This is a genomic window from Flavobacterium sp. JP2137 (assembly GCF_050562195.1).
Lineage (GTDB): Bacteria > Bacteroidota > Bacteroidia > Flavobacteriales > Flavobacteriaceae > Flavobacterium.
Window position 1 is genome coordinate 1,405,008 of sequence record NZ_CP191647.1, and the last position, 22,313, is coordinate 1,427,320.

Here is a 22,313-nt window from a genome sequence, read left to right on the forward strand (position 1 = left end):
TGTTTATATTTGAATGACTTCGGTCATTTTAATCACTAAAACCATTTTAACATGAAAACCATATTAATGTTCTTTGCGATTTGCGTATCGCTTGTCGGTTATGGTCAAACGACGGTTTCTACCTATTATGAAGAAAAAGCTAGTACCAACCCAAATAATCCTTGTAAAGGAGCTACAATTAGGAAATGTGCTGTTATAGAGAGAACGTACAAGCTCGCGGCGGAGACGGCAAAGGCTACCCTATATGAAGAAAACCGTTTGATAAAATCGGTTGAATTTCCCGGAGAATGGAGGAAGAGAATAATTTCTGTTCCCCTTGGTGTAGATTTATATGATTATTTAGTGGAGGAAGCTCAAGAAGCGGGTGCAACGGTGAAAATAGAAATGTACGATTGAGTACTGATCAGTTGTAATTGCTCTGGTCAGGCGATTGGGGCACTTGCAGTTTTAAATTTGTATCTATGGTAAAAGTTAGAACAATCATCGTGTTTTTTTTGCTGTCTCTGGGGGTTTATGCACAAGACGGTGGAATATTCGACATGTTTAGTAAGGAGTTAAGGATTAGTCAAAAGGAAGGCACTAATGCGTATTTAAAAGAGTATTTAAGGGAGGTGGATACGCAGGAGGATGAAATTTATGTTGTCATTTATCGGCCGATGAGTTGCCCGCGCTGTGAATTTGGAATACGACTTTTTTTTAATGAGTTAAAAGCGCAAATCCCAAAAGCGGCCACCGTTTTGGTTTCTTATTATGACGACCCTATTTCGCCCAAAATATATGCGGAGAAAAATCGGTTTTTTCCAGATTTCCATGTCGTCGACACGGAACAGCTTTATAAGAAGGTTTTTAGTTTTAGTTCCAATGACCTGCAAGGCTTGTATCTGTTGAAAATCGATAAAAAAAAGGGGCGGTTGCTCGTCGGAGGCGAGATGCTGAATATGGGAGCTAAGTTTGTAAAGGCTTTAGTGGACTCCAAAGAGGTGATGCCCTATCACACTTATGAAACGGAAGAGGAAATAGACGAAGACCCTATACCCCATGTTCTATCCAGTTCCTTAAAATTTGAAAAATTTGAAATCGAAACAGACGAGAGGCATCCGATTTCCGGGGTATACAGCAAAACGGTAATCAAAGATGAGCTCTTGCTGTTTACGGATGAACTAGCTAATGCAGCCTATGTATTTAAGGTGGATTTTGATTCGAAGAAAATCGCGTTTGTACAGGAAATAGTAGCAGACTCGTTGGAGCGAATAGCTTTTGTAAATGTTCCGGAAGAGGAGTTTACCGTGAGAGAAGAAAAGGGAATGATTTCCTATATTGCCTGTGAGGTCGATTTTGTGGGAGAGCGTGAAATAGGGGTGTCGTATTCGCTGCCAAGGCTGTTTATGGAGTCTCCAACTAATTTGGCCTATTACAACGAGCCTGTTTTGTTAGTAAGAGAAAAGGAGGGGCTAAAGAAAAAACCTTTGGTGTCTTTTGATTTTGATATTTTTAATGAAGATTATATGTATCAGCATTATTCGTTTTCCCCTATTGGCAATGATCGGGTGGTATTGATGTGTTTGCGATTAACTTGGCCTTTAGGCATGGATTTAGAAGACTATCAGGGCAAGGATAATCTCGATCCTTTTATGGATAAATTCTACGAGCAGGAGAATCCTTTTTTGGCTGTTTTCGATACCAAAACGGGAAAATTAGTGGAGCGTTTTGGCAATTTAGAGCGGGAGCAACGTTTGAGTAGAACCGGCTATTATTTTACTAGTCCAGTAGTGGGTAGTCACGAAGAAAGTGTGATTTATGGCAATGGATACAATGGGAGGTTATATTTTGTTCATTCGAACAACTTGTCCAAGGTGCTTCGAGAATACGTCGTTTTTGAAGTGGATAGCACTGATTTTCCACCCTTGGATTCCGATGGTTTTTATCAAACGGAATACGCGAGAAAGTACGATCGATTTTTCAATAAATACATAGAGCGCATTAAGTTGACCGAGGAACACATTTTTGTATTGATTAAAAAGGCAAGTGGGAAGGGATGGACTAAGGAAGCGGCGTATGATTTTGTGCAAATAGACCGCGAGAGTGGAAAAACAATTCGTCGTTTCACATTGGGGAAAGAGTTTGCAGATGAGCGCATACTCAGTGTCGGCTTAGGCGATTATCAGGGGGAAATTAGGCCTTATTATTTAGGGAAGAAGCAAGGTGAAAATTACATTAAGTACCTGTATGAGTAATAAACGGTGTTTAAAATAAAAGCAAAAGGCAATCCACTGGGATTGCCTTTTGCTTTTACAGATGTGGTGCAACAGTTACCAGCTTCCGCCAGAGCCGCCGCCAGAAAATCCACCGCCGCCGAATCCACCACCGAATCCGCCGCCGCCGCCAAATCCGCCGCCACCACCGAATCCGCCGCTTCCGCCACCAAATCCGCCGCGGCCTAAGCTGCTTAAGATAATCATGTCGCCCAAGCTAGGTCCACCGGATCGGCCACCGCTTCCACCTTTACCGCCGCCTTTCCTACTCAATATAAACAGTAGGAAAACCACGCCGATAAAAATCAAAATAATGGTTCCTATATCGTCGCCACTTTCGGGATTGGCCTTTCTACTGCCCTTGTATTTTCCTTTGAGAATATCCACTATAGCATCCGTTCCCTTGTCTAATCCCTGGTAATAATTACCGGTTTTAAATTCGGGGATGATGACGTCTCGTGTCATTTGTCCTACGATTCCCGCCGTCAAACGGTCTTCCACTCCATAACCCGGTGAAATCCATATTTTGCGCTCGTCGCGAGCCAATAAAATCAATACCCCATTGTCTTCTTTGGCTTGGCCAATACCCCATTGGTGTGCCCATTTTGGTGTTAATATGCCAATGTCTTCGCCCTTTAACGATTCTATGGTAATCACGACCATTTGCGTGGAGGTAGAATCGGAATAGTTGATGAGTTTTCGTTCAAGTGCCTCCTTTTCCGAAGCGCTTAAAATTTTGGCATAATCATATACGCTGGTTTGTTCCTGTAGTTTTTTAGGCAGTTCCGGTATGGTAAATTGACTGTACCCCAGTGTGCTGATCAGTATAACTAGGAGGAATAAACTGTGTTGAAGCGCTCTTTGAAAAGTTTTTTTCATTTATCCTTTTGATATTTCATTTGGAAGTTCGTCGATATCGTCTTCTTGGTAGGGAAAATGAGCTTTGAGCTTTTCACCTGTGTTGAGGATACCGGTAATCAATCCGGTTTTGAAGTCGGCAATCTTAAAGTATTCGATAACGCTGTTTTTGATGCTGTCCCAAAAATCGGCTTCCACTTTTTGGTTAATTCCCTCGTCACCGATGATGACGAAGGATTTATTTTCAATAGCTAAGTAGAACAATACGCCGTTTCTGTCGGCCGTTTTATCCATGTTTAAATGAAAGAAAACCTCTTTAGCCCGTTCAAATACCGGAAGACTAGTATGTCCTTCCAAGTGTACGCGAATCTCGCCTGAAGTGTTTTCTTCGGCTTCTTTAATTGCTTGGACTATCTCGGTTTCCTCTGAAATGGAAAAAAAATCTTCTGCTAATGCCATGATTTTAGTTGTTAAAATTTTACTTCTACCGGTTTTTCAGCTCCAGCAACCGCTTCGAAATACGCTTTTTCGCCAAAGCCAAACATACCTGCAAGCAAACTGTTTGGGAAGGTTTTGATGTGGCCGTTATAAGGCTTTACATTTTCGTTAAAACGCGTTCTCGCTGTTAGGATCTGATTTTCAGTACTGGCGAGTTCGTCTTGCAATTTTAAGAAGTTCTGATTGGCCTTGAGGTCTGGATAGCGCTCTACGCTTACCAATAATCGCGATAAAGCCGACGATACACCGCTTTGTGCCTTGTTGAATTCTGCCAATTGCTCGGGAGTGATGTTAGACGGATCAATAACGGTTTTGGTCGCTTCTGAACGCGCGGTAATCACACTTTCTAAAGTGCTTTTTTCAAAATCCGCAGCTCCTTTTACCGTGTTGACTAAATTTCCAATCAAATCGTTTCTGCGTTGGTAGGCCGTTTCTACATTACCCCAGCTCTCGCGGATGTTTTCGTTGAGGGTTACGGCAGTGTTGTTAAAACTCTTTGCCCAGCTGTATAGACCGATAACGATGACAGCAATAATAATTACGGGGATAAGCCATTTTTTCATAGGTGGTTTGTTTTTTTGTTAAAGTTCGTTTTTTATATGGATCAACGTTGATTTAATAGCTTCTAATTTACGAATAATTTCGAAAGTGTCTAGAGATTTTTTTGGCTTCGCCTTGATGTAGTCCTTAGCGCCATCTAGAGTAAACCCGCGTTCTTTGACCAAATGGAAAATCAGGCGCAGGTTTTTGACGTCTTCGGGGGTGAACATTCTGTTGCCCTTGGCGTTTTTCTTGGGTTTGAGAATGTCAAATTCCTTTTCCCAAAAGCGCAGTAGCGACGTGTTTACGTCAAAGGCTTTGGCGAGTTCGCCAATGCTGTAATATCGTTTTTCGGGTAGGTCTATATGCATTAGTCTAAGGATTGATTTTCGTGGTTAGCAGCTTGTGACAGCAATTCAAATTCTTTTGCGGATATGGATCCATAATAGAAGTTTAAGGGATTCATCACCTGGTTGTTGTAGTGTACTTCGTAGTGCAAATGTGGCGCCTCACTTCGGCCGGTATTGCCCACATATCCGATCAGGTCTCCTCTTTTAATCTTTTGGCCGGGCTTGACATTGTATTTGCTCAAATGGGCATAACGCGTGAGATATCCGAAGCCGTGTTTGATCTCGATCAGATTTCCGTATCCCGATAACTGGTTGTTGGCGCGAATAACCTCGCCATCGCCCGTAGCGTAAACAGGAGTTCCCGATTTAGATGAAAAATCCATGCCCTCGTGAAATTTGCGAATTTTGGTAAAGGGATCGTTTCGGTATCCAAAGCCAGAAGCCACTCGGGTCAGGTCTTCATTTTTAATCGGTTGTATAGCCGGTATGGCGGCCAGTAGTTTTTCCTTGCCCTTGGCCAAATTGATGATGTCGTCTAGAGAACGCGATTGTATAGCGGTTTGCTTTAAGATGCGGTCTACTTTTTTGGCGGTGTTTTTTACCAAGTCCGAATTGTTGTATCCCTCCAGGCTCTTATAGCGATTGTAACCGCCAAAACCGGAACGCCTTTGTTCACTGGGAATGGGAGTGGTATTGAAATAAGCCCGATAAATATAGTTGTCTCGCACTTCCAATTCGTTTAAAACCTGCTCGATCAAATCCGTTTTTCGGTTGAGTAGGGCATAATTGGTTTTAAAATTCTCGATTTCGCGCGCTTGCATTTTGTCTTTGGGCGTTTCAAAAAGGGAGGTGTTTAACAATATGATGATTCCCACTAAGCCAAACATGGCCGACGAGAGGATAAAGAGCAGTATAAAGCCTATTTGGGTGCGCTTTTTGGGCAGTACTTTCTGATAGGCCAGTTTTTCGGAATCGTAATAATATTTTACCTTAGACATATATTAAAAAATGCTATTTTTGCATGTTAAAAATACATCGTATTTCATGCATTCAAATGGATGAGATAACAAATGTAAAAAATGTTTTGTTGATAGCATTTCCATTTGTGTATTTTAATACTAGTTTAGCAGCTTATTCGCTCAAAAGTATTTAAAAATGGCGACAACGAGCCTTTTTAAGGGTTCCAAATTACGCAGCCACAGAGAATTCATAGTGCTGTGAGCAGAAAGGGCTGTTTGTAAGGGCTGTTTGTAAGGGCTGATGTGCTGTGACGAGAGTGTGGAAAGTTGGAAGTAGTAAAAAATAAAATCGAGATATGACATCGCCCCAGGGTATAGGAGTTTTAAACAGCACTACTGCATCAAGGCGATTATATCACCATAATATAAAATCGAGATATGACATCGCCCCAGGGTATAGGAGTTTTAAACAGCACTACTGCATCAAGGCGATTATATCACCATAATATAAAATCGAGATATGACATCGCCCCAGGGTATAGGAGTTTTAAACAGCGCTACTGCATCAAGGCGATTATATCACCATAATATAAAATAAAATCGAGATATGACATCGCCCCAGGGTATAGGAGTTTTAAACAGCACTACTGCATCAAGGCGCTTACATATCACCTTAATATAAAATAAAATCGAGATATGACATCGCCCCAGGGTATAGGAGTTTTAAACAGCACTACTGCATCGAGGCGCTTACATATCACCTTAATATAAAATAAAATCGAGATATGACATCGCCCAAAGGTATAGGAGTTTTAAACAGCACTACTGCATCAAGGCGATTACATATCACCATAATATAAAATAAAATCGAGATATGAAATCACAGGAAATTCGTCAAAAGTTTTTAAGTTTTTTTGAAGAACGCGGGCATTTGATTGTTCCGTCGGCACCTATTGTCTTAAAAGACGATCCGACTTTGATGTTTAATAATTCTGGGATGGCCCAGTTTAAAGAATATTTTTTAGGAAATGCCGCACCAAAAAGCAAGAGAATTGCCGATACTCAAAAGTGTCTTCGTGTTTCGGGTAAGCATAACGATTTGGAAGAAGTAGGTATAGATACCTATCACCACACCATGTTTGAAATGCTCGGCAACTGGAGTTTTGGCGATTATTTCAAAAAAGAAGCCATTCACTGGGCATGGGAGCTGTTGACGGAGGTTTATAAGATCCCTAAGGACATCTTGTATGTGACCGTATTTGAAGGAAGTGCAGAAGAAAACGTACCCTTTGATCAAGAGGCCTATGACATTTGGAAGTCATTAATCGCAGAAGATCGTATTTTGTTGGGAAACAAAAAGGACAATTTCTGGGAGATGGGCGAACAAGGTCCTTGTGGTCCCTGTTCGGAAATTCACGTAGATATACGTTCGGCAGAAGAGAAGGCTGCCGTTTCCGGTAAGGAGTTGGTCAATGCCGATCATCCACAAGTAGTGGAAATATGGAATAATGTATTTATGGAGTTTAATCGCAAAGCCGATGGTTCCTTGGAGAAACTACCCGCACAGCACGTGGATACCGGTATGGGATTCGAGCGTTTGTGCATGGTGTTACAAGGGGTACAATCCAACTACGACACCGATGTTTTTAGTCCGATAATTGAGAAGATTTCGGCTTTGACACAAGCAAAATACACCATTAAAGCCAAAGACGAAGAAGAAGAAAAGATTAATATAGCCATTCGCGTGGTGGCCGATCACGTGAGAGCAGTAGCCTATGCCATTGCAGACGGACAATTGCCGTCGAATAATGGGGCGGGATATGTAATCCGACGAATATTGCGTCGTGCGATTCGATATGCCTTTACTTTTTTAAACAAAAAAGAACCGTTTATCTACCAATTGGTAGAGGTGTTAAGCGCTCAGATGGGAAGTGTATTTCCGGAAATCACCGCTCAAAAGGGCTTGGTGATGAACGTGATAAAAGAAGAGGAAGCCTCTTTCTTACGCACTTTAGATCAGGGATTGCATTTGTTGGATCAGGTTATTGCCCAATCGAATTCCACTGTGATTTCGGGTGCTAAAGCCTTTGAACTATACGATACCTTTGGTTTTCCCATCGATTTAACCGCCTTGATATTGAGAGAACGCGGTTTGGAATTGGACGAAGCGGGTTTTGACAAGGCGATGAACGAGCAGAAAAACCGCTCGAGAGCAGCTTCTGAAGTATCCACAGACGATTGGACGGTATTGATTCCGGGCAATGTGGAGACCTTTGTGGGTTATGATACCTTAAAAAACGAGGTGAAAATCACGCGTTTTAGAAAAGTAGACAGTAAAAAAGACGGAAAATTATTCCAGTTGGTTTTGGATCAAACCCCTTTCTATCCGGAAGGAGGAGGACAGGTTGGCGATCGAGGTCTCTTGATTTCGGCCAATGAAACCATAGAAATTATAGATACCAAAAAAGAAAACAATTTGATTCTTCATTTTGCCAAGCAGCTACCCGAGAATTTACAGGGGAGTTTTACGGCGCAGGTTGATGAAGAGCGCAGAAGACAAAGCGCCAGTAACCACTCGGCAACACACTTGTTACACCAAGCCTTGCGAACGGTATTGGGAACGCATGTCGAACAAAAGGGCTCGTTGGTTTCACCCAACTATTTGCGCTTCGACTTCTCGCATTTTGCAAAATTGACCGAAGAAGAATTAAAAGCAGTTGAGGACTTTGTAAACAACCGAATTCAAGAGCAGCTGCCGTTGGTAGAACGCAGAAGCATTCCTTTTGCACAGGCTATCGAAGAAGGCGCTATGGCTTTGTTCGGAGAGAAATACGGGGATGAGGTTCGCGCGATCCGCTTCGGTACGAGTATGGAGCTTTGCGGGGGAATTCACGTGCAAAATACCGCCGATATCTGGCAGTTTAAAATTGTAAGTGAAGGCGCTGTTGCAGCGGGTATCCGACGTATTGAGGCCATTACCAATCAAGCGGTGCGGTCGTTCTATACCCAGCAAGAAGAAACGCTTAAAGAGGTAAAAAACATCCTTAAGAACCCACAAGACACCTTAAAGGCCGTGGTTGCTCTACAAGATGATAACGCCAAACTCAAAAAGCAAGTAGAGCAATTGTTGCGCGAAAAAGCCAAGGGATTAAAAGGCGAATTGAGCTCGGAGATCCAAATTGTAAATCAAGTGCAGTTCTTGGCCAAGCAAGTAGATTTAGACGCCAATGGCGCTAAGGATTTGGCTTATGAATTGGGAGCGGAGCAAACCGATTTGTTTTTGGTGCTGGCAACCGTTACTGAAGGAAAGCCGATGCTGACTTGTTATATCTCTAAGGAGTTGGCTACATCAAAGGGATTAAACGCCGGACAAGTAGTGCGCGAACTGGGTAAATACATCCAAGGTGGCGGTGGAGGGCAAGCGTTCTTTGCCACTGCGGGAGGTAAAAACCCAGAGGGAATTGCAGAGGCTTTGTCCAAGGCTATCGAATATATCAAGTAAATTTAAAAGGAAACATTCTCGAAAGGGAATCTTTTTTTATGCAATAAAGCCTTATTGACCATCAAAATCCTCTGAACTATGGAGTTCCAAACTAAAATTCCTTTGAGAAGTTATCAGCACAAGATCGATTACGATTCCAAAATCGTCTCCTTAGGGTCTTGTTTTGCGGTGAATATCGCGCAGAAATTTAAGGAGTTTCAATTCCAGGTGACGTCCAATCCCTTTGGAATTCTTTTTCATCCTCAAGCCTTGGAGAAAATATTGGATTATGCCGTCTCCAATTACGTCTTTGCGGAGCGCGATGTCTTTTGCCTCGACGGGGTTTGGAGTTGTTTTGACGCCCATTCCGATTTAAATCAATTGGAGCAGTCGGACTGCATCGATCATTTAAATGCCGCCTTGGGAAATTTGAGGTTCGACTTGCAGCAGGCCACGCATGTGGTACTTACACTGGGTACGGCCTGGGGGTATTACTATAAAGCGACGCAAGCCTTGGTGGCTAACTGCCATAAGGTGCCACAGGCGCAATTCGACAAAAAAATAATGTCTTATCAAGAGGTTTGGGCCGCGTATGAGCGCATAAGCGCGTTGCTGTTAGAGTTAAACCCGCAGCTGCATATCATCTATACGATTTCGCCCGTACGCCATATCAAAGACGGCTTTGTGGAAAACCAAAGGAGTAAGGCGATTTTAATCGCCGCTTTGCACGAGTTTTTAGAGGATAAGCAGGCAAAGCAATGGTATTTTCCATCCTATGAAATAATTATGGACGAGTTGAGAGATTATCGGTTTTATGCGGCAGACATGCTCCATCCCAGTCCGGTGGCTATCCAGTATATATGGAATCGGTGGACGCAAAACATGATGGACGAAGCCGTCTTGCCCGTTATGAAAAAGGTGTCCGAAGTGCAAAGCGGCCTAAATCATCGACCGTTTAATCCGACTTCTGAAAAACACGGCATGTTTCTTGACAACTTAGCTGGTAAAATAGACGATTTGTTGGAGCGGTTTCCCTTTATGAATTTCAGACCATAGCCAGCAACACCTGACTTGACAATCTTTTCCGCTTATGAAAAATATTTTTAAAATCATTATCGTATTCTTTTTTGTGCTTCTTATGATGTTTTTAGGAGCGATGATTTACCGTTACTTCGATCAAAGAGAGGATCGGGCTCAGATGGAATACAATTCCGAATTGATTCAGAACCAGTTTAAGCATGTCAGTAAATTAATCGTTACCGAGGCCAACTTTTCTCAGGTCATGACCTATGAAGATCAGCAAAAGTATATGATGAACCTGATATCGTTTAAGAAAAAAGCGGTGGTGATCATCAACGCCAATGCTACGGTGTCTTATGATATGAGCCAGATTGAATACGAAATCGACGAAATCAATAAGGTGGTGCGAATTGTCAAATTGCCCAAAGAGGAAATCAAGTTGTATCCAGAAATCAAGCTGTACGATGTGGAGCAGAGTAAATTCAATTCCTTTCAAGGAGAGGATTACAACAAGATCAATGCAAAGGTAAAAGAAGATTTATTTCGTAAAATCGAGCAGTCCTCGCTTAAAACCAATGCGCAGAATCGATTGATTACGGAGCTTTCGAAGATTTTAGTCGTAACGCATTCCCTGGGTTGGAAGTTGGAGTATCGCGATAGCGTGATCGAGTCCGAGGTGGATTTTAACCACCAACTGCAATTGTAAACATGCGATAGTTGCGACTTTAAAAAAAACCATGATAAATAAAAAAACCTTTCTCGGCCGAGAAAGGTTTTTTTATGGGGAAATGCGACGTTTAAATCAATTCAACACCGTTGGTGATCAGGTGCGTAATTTCGGGTCTTTGCGCTTTGAGCGCTTCGAGCCGTTGTTCAATGGCTGTTATAACTGCCGTGTCCATGTTTGCTTGGTTTAACTCGAGCAATTCCAGGGTGAGCAACCAGTCGTTCGGGTATTTTTCGGCCAGTTCGGCTAGTACAGCTGTTGTATTAATCGGTTTTTGAGATTCTCTGGCGTCGCGAACCTGTTGATATAGGGCTTCCAAGGCAATTTTAGCGGGCGTTCTGTCGGACTTAATCGTCTTGGACGAGGGGATGTGCGTAATCAAATCAAAGCTGTTGTAGTCGGCGGGGCCGGAATACGCAGAGACGATTTGGGTTCCGATGGCCATGTCGTATACCCCCCAGTCCGGTTGAAACAATACCGTGTCTAAGTGAGTAACCGTACAGTGTTTAAAGCTGATAAGGATGATTTTGCCCTGAAGGTTTCGCATACCCGTAATAATTTCTCCGGAAACCGTAACGCCGCCTTCAAATTCCAAGGTGATGTTTTCGCCTTCGGAAATCGAATACGCGTGCAGGTCTTTCGGGCTCATGTTTTCTATGGCGAGATTCACGCCCTTTAATTTGCCCAAAGCGGTACCATATCCCGCGGCGTGATAGTCGATGCCGTGACCGACCAATTCCTTTTCGCGGTAGGCGAGCGCAGTGGGGCCTTCGGACTGTATATATATGGGTTTTTGGTCAAAAGCGATGACTTTGGTGAACTTTCCGGAGATTTGGATACCTGTGGTTAATTCTATGGTGCCTATGGCATTGGACTCTATCAATTTTTCTGCCGCTTCCAATCCGCCTTTTCGGATGGCCATATTGTTGGCGAATTCTTCCAAGACCATACTGAGGTAAGCGAAGTCCGGGGTGACGAACAACTGCGGTTGGGGTTTGGTAATGTCGAAGTTCTGGTGGGCAGAGGCAATGGTATAGGGGAGCTTCTTTACAGCATCGGTCATACACCAAGCGCTTTCACCTATGGACGAGAGCAAACCGGCGCCGTAAATCTTGGGATTTTCCATAGTGCCTACCAGTCCGTATTCCACGGTCCACCAATGCAGATTTCGTATCTGAGCCATTTCCGATAGCTTACCCATATTGGTTTGTAAGTCGTCGACTCTTTTTTCAACCGCTGCTATAGCTTCGGGATCGGCATCTTCAGCCTCCTTTAAAATCGATAGTAGGCGAATGGCCTCGTACATTTCATAGTCGCGAGCCGAAGAAATTGCTTTACAGCCAATTTCGCCAAAGCGCCTGAGGTATTCGGCATATTCGGGATTGGCTATAATAGGAGCGTGGCCTGCGCCTTCGTGAATGATGTCTGGTGCGGGGGTGTATTCGATGTGTTCGAGCTGGCGGATATCAGAAGCAATAACCAATACTTTGTAGGCTTGAAACTCCATAAAAGCATTGGGCGGAATAAATCCATCTACAGCTACGGCGGCCCAGCCAATTTCGCTTAAAATACGGTTCATGCCATACATATTGGGTATGTCATCAATAGAGATTCCCGTCTGCTTTAGTCCCTCCAGATAAGAGGCATGTGCAACTTTGCTTAAGTAATTGACGTTTTTGCGCATCACATAGCGCCATACCGCTTGGTTTATTGCGGTATACTCCTCATAATGCTGCGGTTTTATGAATTGCTTAAGATGTTCGGGAAGTCTGTTAATTAATGAATTGCTTTCGTATTCTTGCGGTTTCATCGTGTACGGAGGTTTATAAATGTATTATTGGTAAATATAACAAAATTATTCTACACATCATTTAGTGCGATGTTATTGTTTTCTAAAGGTAAGTTATGCGAATATTTAACGCAAAATTGAAAAAAAATTAACGCGTAAATTTTTTTAATTTGAATTTATTTATATCTTGCGCCTGATTAACTATTTTAAAAATTAACAATTATGAAAAAATTATTTATGTTTTTGGCGGTAGCGGGTTTAGCTACTTTCGGAACAGCTTGTAGTAGTAGTGATGACAGTAATCCAGTAATACCGCCACCACCACCAGCTGAGGGTCAATTGGCTTTGACTGCTAACAAGACTACGGTTGAGATTGATGAGAAAGTAACTTTTACTGTGAAGTTAGCTGGAGCAGCGGTAGCTGATGCAGAGCTTTTTATTGACGGAACGAAAATTTCAGGATATGAAACTTCTTTCCCAACAGCAAAAACTTACAAAGTTGTAGCTAAAAAAGCGGGATCTAAAGATAGTAGTGAATTGACTATTACTGTTAAAGATAAGCCTGCTGCAATTAAAACAATCACCCTTACTTCAGATGCGGGAGCAACTCCTGCGTATGGTCAAGCAGTTACTTTTACTGTTAAAGGTGATACTGGTGCTGACGTTACTTCAAATGCTGCTTTTAAAGTAAATGGTGTAGCTATCACTGGAAATACTTACACATTAAAAGCTGGAAATACTAGCGTTGTGGCTACTTACGTTGTTGATGGTACTACTTTAACAAGTAATACTTTGACTTTCAACGGAATTACTGAACCAACTTTCACAAGTTTCTTCACTTATGATGGGGCTAAATATGAAACTACACACTCACAATATATTTACAATGATACTTTCGAGCAAGGTACTGACGTATATGATGTTTGGATTTTATTTGTTTATTCATTAGATGCTAATGATGAAGTTAAAGATGGTTTCTCTTTCCAAACTGCATTAAAACGTACAAATCCTGAAGTAAAAGTTTTCTTACCTAATACAGGTCCTTTAACAACTGGATTCCCTGGATCTTCTGTTGTGTTTATTAATGGAGTTAACGTTGCAGGTGCAGCAAATCCTGGAAAAACGTTCTCAGCAATGGCGCTTAAAAACTTTAACCCAGTACAAGATGGAGAGAACCTAGTGTCTGGTCCAACAACTAATTTTGTTTATTCATTGCAGTTGACAGATCTTAAGACAGTTATAGGAACTCATACTGGAGAAGTTGTTGTTTTCAATGAAGTTCCTTCACAAGAGAGAACTAGCAATTCAAACGGCAGTATGGCTAAATTCAAATCACTTTCAATAGGTAAAAAAGGTCAATTGAGAACTTCTAACTAATTGAGATTTTTCAACAATCGCGAGTTTTGAAATAAATATTTTAAGCAAGTGATTTCATATAGGGCAGTGGTAAACGATAGTTTACCACTGCTTTTTTTGTGGTAATATGATTGTCTTCTAGCCCCGTTAATCCGCGTTTATTTTAGTAATCGTTGGAATCTACGGCGCAGTCGTTGCGGGACTTTTGCTAATTAAGCAAGTGAATAGGTTGCTATATGGAATCAATCAACAATAGGTTGTTGTAGTGTTTTTTTAGGTCTAGCGCCTGTGTTTTTGGTGCTGTTTTTTAGGAGTAACTCAAAGTATCGGAATCGCTGTAACAAGAATGCGGTATAGTAATGTCTCAATGCTGTGGAAGTAGCGGAGTACCTATATAAGATGTTTGCAGTTAAGAAGTGATTAGATGTTTCGCGTGCAAACATAGGGAAATGGAGTCTTTAGACTGTTGCTTTACGCTGTTTTTTCAGGGATATCACTATGATGTTTGATGAGGTTCTGCCTGTGTGCTGAGATTGATTTTGCATGAACGCCGGCCGGAGTCTATGAGCTGCAAAACGATGTGTTGTTTCGGTCAATATACTAGTTCGATAGGCTTGAGAAGAGAGTTGTGGAATTGAGAATAATGCAGCGGTATAGGTCTGTGTATGACGAAGTTTTTAAGCATTCTTTATTTGAGTTCAAACATTGAAAAGAGTCAACCAAAAAAACCGTTTAATCCATTAAAGTAATGGGATTAAACGGTTTAAAGGTTTTAATTCATAAAGTCCTGAAAAGGAGGAAATCTATTCTATATCTTTTATTTCTTAGGCGGAAACTCCTTTAGGATTTTCGCTACAAATTCGTTGATACGCGCTTCTTTTTTCTCCCTGTTTTTGGTGAGGTATCCCGTACCTACACCTTGCCATACCAATTCTTTTTTGCGTGCATCTAGGATATCTATGTACAGATTGCCTTCCACCGAAGTAGAAACGGTATTGTAATGCGATCCCCAATACGGGTTCCATCCCCAACCGTATCCCCAAGGGGAATAATAGCTGTTTTGGGTAATGTCGACGCGTTGTTGTGCCTTGGTAAAGATGTTGATCAAGATATCGGGATTGCTGCTTTTAACCATCCCTTTACTGCTTAATTCCGCATCAATAGCATGGAGAATACGCTTTTTATCCAAATCGGAAATCTCTGTTTTATCAATACCCTCCTTAAAGAACGCATAAGTTTTGTAATTGTTGAAATCAGTTTTGTTGTCATAATCAGAAGCAACCTGTACGGAGCTACATCCGGTAATAAAAACTAAAGCTACTAAAGGTAAAAATTTTAAAATTTTCATGATTGACAAATTTTAGATTAATAGTGAGTTTGTTATAATAAATTTTCGTCTACCAAATTGGGAAGTGTCACCCGTAATAAGGGTTCGGCTTCCATGGCTCTTTCAATAGCAAAAATGGCTTCTTCGTTTCTGGCCCAGCTCCTCCTTGCAATGCCGTTGTTTACATCCCAAAAAAGCATGGATCTTAAACGCTGCGATGCCTCTGCTGTACCATCAAGAAGCATACCAAAACCACCGTTAATTACTTCGCCCCATCCAACGCCGCCGCCGTTGTGTATAGAAACCCACGTAGCGCCTCTAAAACTGTCACCTATAACGTTTTGTATGGCCATATCTGCCGTGAATTTGGAGCCGTCATAGATGTTTGAAGTCTCTCTGTAAGGCGAATCCGTACCCGATACGTCGTGGTGATCTCGACCCAATACCACCGGACCTATGTCTCCGGCAGCAATCGCTTGATTAAAGGCTTCGGCAATCTTGATTCTACCTTCGGCATCGGCATATAATATACGCGCTTGCGAACCCACGACCAGTTTATTTTCTTGGGCGCCTTTTATCCACCGGATATTGTCGTCCATCTGTTGTTGGATTTCCGGAGGTGATGTTTTTTTCATCTCCTCTAAAACCGCAGAGGCGATTTGGTCGGTTTTGAGTAAGTCTTCGGGTTTTCCAGAGGCACAAACCCAGCGGAAGGGACCAAAACCATAGTCAAAACACATCGGACCCATAATGTCTTGTACATAACTCGCATATTTAAAATCGATGCCGTTTTCTGCCATTACCTCAGCTCCAGCTCGGGAGGCTTCCAGTAAAAAGGCATTGCCGTAATCAAAGAAGTAGGTGCCTTTGGCCGTGTGTTTGTTAATTGCATCTGCCTGGCGTCTAAGCGACTCTTGTACCTTTTGCTTAAACTGAATCGGGTCGTTGGCCATCATCTCGTTAGCCGCCTCAAAAGTGAGTCCAACGGGGTAGTAGCCCCCTGCCCACGGATTGTGTAGCGAGGTTTGATCCGAGCCCAAATCGATATAGACCCCTTCGGTGTCGAAGCGCTCCCAAACATCGACGATGTTGCCGTGGTAGGCGATGGAGACCACTTCTTGGTTTTCCTGAGCTTTTTTAACCCGACTGACCAAAGCGTCTAAATCGGAGGCTACTTCATCTACCCAAGCTTGGGAATGGCGCACTTCGACCGCCTTGGCATTGACTTCTGCGCAAACCGTGATACAACCCGCGATGTTTCCCGCTTTGGGCTGTGCGCCGCTCATACCTCCTAATCCGGAGGTTACAAAGAGTTTTCCCGCAAGTCCTTCGCCGTTTTTTGAAATTTTTCGACCGCCATTTAATACCGTAATAGTCGTTCCGTGTACAATCCCCTGAGGGCCGATATACATATAGCTACCCGCAGTCATCTGCCCGTATTGTGAAACGCCTAAGGCATTGAATTTTTCCCAATCGTCCGGCTTGGAATAGTTAGGAATCATCATGCCGTTGGTAACCACGACGCGTGGTGCGTTGCGATGCGAGGGAAACAGTCCCATCGGATGTCCAGAGTACATGGCTAAAGTCTGCTCGTCGGTCATCTCAGACAAGTATTTCATCGTGAGTAAATACTGCGCCCAGTTTTGAAAAACCGCCCCATTACCGCCATAAGTAATCAGTTCGTGAGGATGTTGGGCTACGGCATAGTCCAAATTGTTTTGAATCATCAGCATAATCGAACGCGCTTGGAGGGATTTGCCGGGGTACTCCGCTATGGGGCGCGCATATATTTTGTAGTCTGGGCGGAAGCGATACATATAAATGCGTCCGTAGTCTTCCAATTCCTTTTTGAACTCGTCAACCAGTTTGGAATGATGTTCGGCCTTGAAATAGCGCAAAGCATTTTTTAAAGCGAGTTTTTTTTCATCAGCACTGAGTATTTCCTTTCTCTTAGGCGCGTGATTTATCGAATAATCGTAAGGTTTTGGACTCGGTAATTCGGAGGGAATGCCTATTTGAACCTGTTCTTTAAAAGTCATGTCGTAAATTTTTGGGTAATTGTGTGTTTAATTGTCTGTTAAAATGGTTTAAAAGACTTTTTTTTCTTATATTTAATAGACCTATAAGGTCTTGATTTTGATGTTTATAGCTGATTTTGTCAAGGCTTTGGTCGCTTGTGCCGCTACAGCTACAAACTAGGTAAATTAATGTGATAATAAAAGTTTAAAATTATTGAATTTTACAGAAAAATGCTTTCAATTTGTATAAAATGTACTATAAAATATTAATCAGCAAAAAATGGGTGCCCAGGGGCTTCGTCGGACTGACTATTTATCCCTTTATTATCTTTAAAAAGGCGGCTAGTTTGGACGATGTAAAGCTGCTGACACACGAGAAAATTCACATCAGGCAGCAGTTGGAACTCCTGTTGGTGTTTTTTTATCTGTGGTACCTGCTCGAATTTGTAATCAAATTCGTATGGTTGCGCGATAAACAGTTGGCCTATAGAGCGATTTCCTTTGAAAGGGAAGCCTATGTGCACGAAGGGGATCGAGACTATTTAAAAACCCGGAGTTTCGCCGCTTTTATAAAGTATATATGATGTTTGAAGAAAAGGAGATTGCCAATCAATACGTGCCGTTGTCGTTTAAAGACAACATCGGCCTTTATATCAAAAGAGAAGACCAGTTGCACGAGGAGATATCGGGCAATAAGTTTAGAAAGTTAAAATACAATTTTTTAAGAGCAAGAGCATACGGTTGTAAGACCATTTTGACTTTTGGCGGTGCTTTTTCCAATCATATCGCGGCAACAGCTGCGGCGGGAAAGGCCTATGGCTTTAAAACCATAGGGATTATTCGGGGAGAGGAATTAGCAGATAAATACCTCGAGAATCCCACGCTTCGCAAGGCCGCTGCAAACGGCATGAGTTTTGAATTCATCAGCCGCGAAGCGTACCGACTTAAAGCAACACCGCTTTTTATAGAAGATTTGCAGCGCGAGTTTGGGGCGTTTTATTTAATTCCAGAAGGCGGTACTAATTCCTTGGCTGTTAAAGGCTGTGAGGAAATTTTAAAGGCAGCTGATCAAGAGTTTGATTATATTTGCAGTGCTGTAGGTACAGGAGGTACTTTGGCAGGATTGATCAACACGGCTGGCCAAGGCCAACGCGTTTTGGGTTTTCCGGCGCTTAAGGGCGATTTCTTAACCGCCGAGGTGCGCAAGTTTGCCCGCGGAGATCAGTGGGAATTAATAGGCGATTACCACTTTGGGGGCTATGCCAAAACAACCCCAGTGCTGTTGGATTTCCTAAGTGATTTCTATGCGCGCACAGGTATATTGTTGGATCCGGTCTATACGGGGAAAATGGTGTTTGGCATCGTGGATTTGATAGACAAGGGGTGTTTTCCGCAAGGAGCCAAAATATTGGCGATTCACACCGGAGGTTTACAAGGGTGGAATTCGAAGTTTGATTCAGAATTAGTTAAAATATAAGTTATGTGGAAAAGCGTATTGTTAGTTGTAATACTTTCCTTTTTTATCAGTTGCAGTTCGAGTAAGAGCAGTCTGACCAAGAAAAAAATTAGGGAAACCACCTTGATGAACAAGGCTTCTTATCGGGCAAAATTGCATAAAAAGCCCATAAAACCGGCAAACAAGGGCTATGTAGAAACCTTAGAGGCTACGTCAAAACTCAGCGTGACTAACGATATGATTCGCGCGTACATCATGCGTTATAAGGACATTGCCAAAAACAACATGACGGAACACGGAATTCCAGCGAGTATCACCTTGGCTCAAGGCGTTCTGGAATCGGGTTCTGGACAGGGTACCTTGAGTCAACGGGCCAACAACCACTTCGGAATCAAGTGCCACCAAGGCTGGGACGGAGAATCCGTGAGGCACGACGACGATGCCCCAGAAGAGTGCTTTCGAAAATATGGAAGCGCCGAGGAGTCGTACCGCGATCATTCGCTGTTTTTGAGCAAGCGCGGGCGCTATGCCAAGTTGTTTGATCTCGACAAGGGCGATTACGTCGGTTGGGCAAAGGGATTGCGCGCTGCCGGATATGCTACCGACCCCAGATATCCCGAAAAACTAATCAGCCTGATTGAACGCTACCAATTGTTTAATTTCGATGAAGAGGTGTTGGGCGGTAAATACAAGGCTGTTGCGGTATCGGTTCCCGCTGCCTCACAGGCAAGTAGCGCCAATTACAACATGTATAAAGTTGCTGGTGGAGACACCTTGTTTTCCATATCCCAGCGTTATAATGTCACGGTTGCAGAATTGCAAAAATTAAATAATTTATCCGACAATAAAATTTCAGTCGGACAAATCTTAAAAATCAAATAATGTTATATCAAAGAAGTAGTCGGCTTTTTGCAGAAGCAGAAAAAGTCATTCCAGGTGGTGTTAACTCTCCTGTGAGAGCGTTTAAATCCGTGGGAGGAACACCGATTTTTGTAAAGAAAGCGGTTGGCGCATATTTGTATGATGAAGACGGGAATAAGTTAATCGATTACATCAATTCTTGGGGCCCGATGATTCTCGGCCACGCCTATGAACCCGTAGTGAAAGCGATAGTGGAAAAGGCACAATTGGGTACCTCTTTTGGAATGCCGACAGAAATCGAGACGACCATAGCGGCCTTGGCTGTGGCTATGGTGCCGAATATCGATAAGATTCGCTTCGTCAATTCGGGTACCGAAGCCTGTATGAGCGCCATTCGATTGGCTAGGGGGTTTACCGATAGAGAAAAAATCATCAAGTTCAAAGGTTGTTACCACGGACATTCCGATTCGTTTTTAATTCAAGCTGGAAGTGGGGCAGTAACCTTTGGATCGCCGAACAGTCCTGGAGTAACCAAGGGAACGGCAAAAGACACCTTGTTGGCCAACTACAACGACCTAAATAGCGTAAAAGCACTTTTCGAAGCAAATCCCGATCAAATTGCCGCATTAATCATAGAGCCCGTTGCGGGAAATATGGGCTGTATACTGCCTAATGAAGGCTTTTTAGAAGGCCTTCGCAACCTGTGTACCCAACACGGTGCCCTGTTGATCTTTGATGAGGTAATGACGGGGTTTCGCTTGGCTCGCGGCGGTGCACAAGAGTTGTTTGGTGTAGCGGCAGATATCGTAACCTTTGGAAAGGTAATCGGTGGTGGACTACCGGTGGGCGCTTTTGCAGCCCGACGTGAAATCATGGATTATCTAGCGCCTATAGGTCCGGTTTATCAAGCGGGAACCCTATCTGGAAACCCCTTGGCTATGGCCGCGGGATTGGCCATGCTGCAATCCATTGAAAGCGACTTCGATCTGTATAAACGCCTCGATGCCAAAACCGCCTATTTAGAAAGGGGAATGCGCGAGGTATTGTCCAATAATGAAGTGCCCCATACCATCAATAGAATAGGATCGATGATCTCCGTTTTCTTCGACAGTCAAGCGGTTTTCGATTTCGAGTCTGCGGGCAGAGGCGATAACGACACCTTTAAAACGTTTTTCCACGGTTTGCTAAAACGCGGCGTATACATTGCGCCATCGTCTTATGAAACCTGGTTTATCACAGACGCATTAACCTATGAGGATTTGGATTTTACCATCGCTGCGGTGAATGACGTATTCAAAAAATAAACAACCCACAAGGGCTAACGCGTTACCGCATTAGCCCTTTTTTATGGACGGATTCGTTTTGTGTTGCAGCGCAATATTGCTGCAATTACCGCTTAGTGCTATCCGTAATAAATGCTATCTTTGCACCATGAAAACCGTTTTTTTCACAGTGACTTTTTTACTCGTTTTTCGACCTGTTTTTCCAGTCGTTAGCTATTTTATTGACTATGATTATATAGCAACGGTCTTGTGTATCAATAGGGATAAACCCGAGCTGGAATGCCATGGAAAATGCCACCTGATGAAAGAACTGGGCAATGCCGCGGAAGAGGACCAACAAATCCACGCGCCTAAAAAAAGTGCTCCCATCGAATTTGCCGTTTTATTTGTCAATCCGATAGAAGCCTTCGCTTGGTTAGCGCCTCCGCTTTCCCTTAAAAAACCATTTGCCACCTATCTAAATACCTATTTCAAGTTAAACACTTCTGGGGTTTTTCGACCGCCTTTATGGAGAACACAGATTTAACGCAATCCGACCGTTTTGTTTTTATAGCGATTCGGATGCGGTAACGCGTTAAAGCTTCTTTATGCTTTTACTAGTGTTCATTAAATAAATTAAATATGCAAACCAAGTCTATACCTGTTTGCCATATCAATTATTTCAATGGAGATCGGGAGCCCTTTTATGCCGATTCGCTTCGAAATTTCGAAGCCGAATACCCCTTGCTATTCCGAAACTTTAAGACGACATTTTATATGTTGCTCTTTGTCGATTCGGGTGGGGGAACGGTGCACACCGATCACCATCAAATTGCTATGGACCACCGTCAAGTGCTGGTGATAAAACCCGGAACAAATAACCTCTTCTCCTTTTCGGAGGAGATACAGGGGGTTTTCGTGTGTTTTGACGAGAATTTCTTTTCGATGCGTTACCACAACAATGTGCTGAGAAAGTTTAAATGCCTGGATTTGGAGGCCAAACCTTTTTTTGATATTCCGCAGCATACCCGCGCAAAAATACAGGCTGTATTCGAGTTGATGATATCCGAGTTCCACGCCACGCCAAAATGCGAAATCGCCGTGTTGAGGTCGTATTTGAATATAGTGTTGTTCGAATTGGAACGCGCTAAGGCCATGGCTGGGGAAGGGAATTCCTTGTCGCTAGAAGCCAAATCCAAGAGAATGTTTGATTTCGAGGAATTGGTGGAAGTGCACTTTAAGCAAGCTAAAACACCCTCGTTCTACGCCGATAGGCTGCATCTGTCACCGAATTACCTCAATAAGATTTGCAAGCGCGAAAGAGGGGTGACAGCCGGTGAACTAATCCGTCGTCGAGTGGTGCTTGAAGCTCAGCGGTTGCTGGAGTACACCCCTTTAAACATCAATGAAATCTCCGACGAGCTCCACTTTGAAAACGCCTCGTATTTTGTGACCTTTTTTAAAAAGAATACCGGTTTTACACCCGAGGCCTATCGAAAGCGCCAACAGCGACTTTGAAATTCAATCTATCTGTTTTGCTAAGGGGGAAAACACAGGGG

General features: G+C 42.9%; 20 protein-coding genes. 12 read left to right on the forward strand and 8 right to left on the reverse strand.

Annotated elements, in window-relative coordinates; translation table 11 throughout:
* Positions 1–51: 51 nt before the first annotated feature.
* A complete protein-coding gene (locus ACQZ43_RS06130) occupies positions 52–396 on the forward strand; it encodes a hypothetical protein (RefSeq protein WP_430615075.1) in 345 nt (114 codons plus the stop codon).
* Positions 397–461: 65 nt separating this feature from the next.
* Positions 462–2,234 (forward strand): hypothetical protein, encoded by a 1,773-nt coding sequence (locus ACQZ43_RS06135; RefSeq protein WP_430615076.1) that lies wholly within the window; start codon positions 462–464, stop codon positions 2,232–2,234.
* Between the two features lie 75 nt (positions 2,235–2,309).
* Here the strand turns inward: ACQZ43_RS06135 and ACQZ43_RS06140 are convergent, their stop codons facing one another.
* Genes ACQZ43_RS06140 through ACQZ43_RS06160 form a run of 5 tightly spaced genes read right to left on the reverse strand, consistent with a single transcriptional unit; the run spans position 2,310 to position 5,496 of the window.
* Positions 2,310–3,131 carry a TPM domain-containing protein gene (locus tag ACQZ43_RS06140; protein WP_430615077.1) on the reverse strand — a complete coding sequence of 274 codons (822 nt, stop codon included), beginning with the start codon at positions 3,129–3,131 and terminating at the stop codon, positions 2,310–2,312.
* Complete coding sequence (locus ACQZ43_RS06145; RefSeq protein WP_430615078.1) at positions 3,132–3,569, reverse strand: TPM domain-containing protein; 438 nt, start codon at positions 3,567–3,569, stop codon at positions 3,132–3,134.
* 11 nt (positions 3,570–3,580) lie between these two features.
* Positions 3,581–4,171 carry a LemA family protein gene (locus tag ACQZ43_RS06150; RefSeq protein WP_430615079.1) on the reverse strand — a complete coding sequence of 197 codons (591 nt, stop codon included), beginning with the start codon at positions 4,169–4,171 and terminating at the stop codon, positions 3,581–3,583.
* An 18-nt stretch (positions 4,172–4,189) separates the two neighbouring features.
* Positions 4,190–4,519: a MerR family transcriptional regulator gene (locus tag ACQZ43_RS06155; RefSeq protein WP_430615081.1), complete on the reverse strand. Its 330-nt coding sequence runs from the start codon at positions 4,517–4,519 to the stop codon at positions 4,190–4,192.
* Positions 4,519–5,496, reverse strand: coding sequence for a M23 family metallopeptidase (locus tag ACQZ43_RS06160; protein WP_430615082.1), 978 nt, complete (start codon positions 5,494–5,496; stop codon positions 4,519–4,521). Before ACQZ43_RS06160 ends, ACQZ43_RS06155 begins: the two co-directional genes overlap by 1 nt.
* 835 nt (positions 5,497–6,331) lie before the next feature.
* Between ACQZ43_RS06160 and alaS the strand changes: the two genes are divergently transcribed.
* The 3 genes from alaS (at position 6,332) to ACQZ43_RS06175 (ending at position 10,664) form a co-directional block, all read left to right on the forward strand.
* Positions 6,332–8,959, forward strand: a complete 2,628-nt coding sequence (gene alaS / locus ACQZ43_RS06165) for an alanine--tRNA ligase (RefSeq protein WP_430615083.1) — start codon at positions 6,332–6,334, stop codon at positions 8,957–8,959.
* A gap of 78 nt (positions 8,960–9,037) precedes the next feature.
* Positions 9,038–9,994 (forward strand): GSCFA domain-containing protein, encoded by a 957-nt coding sequence (locus ACQZ43_RS06170; protein WP_430615084.1) that lies wholly within the window; start codon positions 9,038–9,040, stop codon positions 9,992–9,994.
* 34 nt (positions 9,995–10,028) lie between these two features.
* Positions 10,029–10,664, forward strand: coding sequence for a DUF4230 domain-containing protein (locus ACQZ43_RS06175; RefSeq protein ID WP_430615085.1), 636 nt, complete (start codon positions 10,029–10,031; stop codon positions 10,662–10,664).
* A 91-nt stretch (positions 10,665–10,755) separates the two neighbouring features.
* On the opposite strand, the gene ACQZ43_RS06180 is transcribed toward ACQZ43_RS06175, so the two are convergent.
* Complete coding sequence (locus ACQZ43_RS06180) at positions 10,756–12,495, reverse strand: aromatic amino acid hydroxylase (protein WP_430615086.1); 1,740 nt, start codon at positions 12,493–12,495, stop codon at positions 10,756–10,758.
* A 201-nt stretch (positions 12,496–12,696) separates the two neighbouring features.
* Between ACQZ43_RS06180 and ACQZ43_RS06185 the strand changes: the two genes are divergently transcribed.
* A complete protein-coding gene (locus ACQZ43_RS06185) occupies positions 12,697–13,851 on the forward strand; it encodes a hypothetical protein (RefSeq protein WP_430615087.1) in 1,155 nt (384 codons plus the stop codon).
* Between the two features lie 796 nt (positions 13,852–14,647).
* Here ACQZ43_RS06185 and ACQZ43_RS06190 read toward each other — a convergent pair.
* A complete protein-coding gene (locus ACQZ43_RS06190; protein WP_430615088.1) occupies positions 14,648–15,178 on the reverse strand; it encodes a DUF4136 domain-containing protein in 531 nt (176 codons plus the stop codon).
* 32 nt (positions 15,179–15,210) lie between these two features.
* Positions 15,211–17,196 carry a urocanate hydratase gene (locus tag ACQZ43_RS06195; RefSeq protein ID WP_430615089.1) on the reverse strand — a complete coding sequence of 662 codons (1,986 nt, stop codon included), beginning with the start codon at positions 17,194–17,196 and terminating at the stop codon, positions 15,211–15,213.
* Between the two features lie 230 nt (positions 17,197–17,426).
* On the opposite strand from ACQZ43_RS06195, the gene ACQZ43_RS06200 reads away from it, so the two are divergent.
* From ACQZ43_RS06200 to ACQZ43_RS06225, 6 genes are all read left to right on the forward strand, one after another.
* Positions 17,427–17,759 (forward strand): hypothetical protein, encoded by a 333-nt coding sequence (locus tag ACQZ43_RS06200; RefSeq protein ID WP_430615090.1) that lies wholly within the window; start codon positions 17,427–17,429, stop codon positions 17,757–17,759.
* Positions 17,759–18,652, forward strand: coding sequence for a 1-aminocyclopropane-1-carboxylate deaminase/D-cysteine desulfhydrase (locus tag ACQZ43_RS06205; protein WP_430615618.1), 894 nt, complete (start codon positions 17,759–17,761; stop codon positions 18,650–18,652). The genes ACQZ43_RS06200 and ACQZ43_RS06205 overlap by 1 nt, the downstream gene beginning before the upstream one ends.
* Before the next feature lie 3 nt (positions 18,653–18,655).
* Positions 18,656–19,513: a glucosaminidase domain-containing protein gene (locus ACQZ43_RS06210; protein ID WP_430615091.1), complete on the forward strand. Its 858-nt coding sequence runs from the start codon at positions 18,656–18,658 to the stop codon at positions 19,511–19,513.
* Positions 19,513–20,796 (forward strand): glutamate-1-semialdehyde 2,1-aminomutase, encoded by a 1,284-nt coding sequence (gene hemL / locus ACQZ43_RS06215; protein ID WP_430615092.1) that lies wholly within the window; start codon positions 19,513–19,515, stop codon positions 20,794–20,796. Before ACQZ43_RS06210 ends, hemL begins: the two co-directional genes overlap by 1 nt.
* A 127-nt stretch (positions 20,797–20,923) precedes the next feature.
* The gene (locus tag ACQZ43_RS06220) at positions 20,924–21,301 is read left to right on the forward strand and encodes a hypothetical protein (RefSeq protein ID WP_430615093.1); all 378 of its coding nucleotides are present in this window, start codon (positions 20,924–20,926) and stop codon (positions 21,299–21,301) included.
* A 95-nt stretch (positions 21,302–21,396) separates the two neighbouring features.
* The gene (locus tag ACQZ43_RS06225) at positions 21,397–22,272 is read left to right on the forward strand and encodes a helix-turn-helix domain-containing protein (RefSeq protein WP_430615094.1); all 876 of its coding nucleotides are present in this window, start codon (positions 21,397–21,399) and stop codon (positions 22,270–22,272) included.
* Positions 22,273–22,313 lie beyond the last annotated feature (41 nt).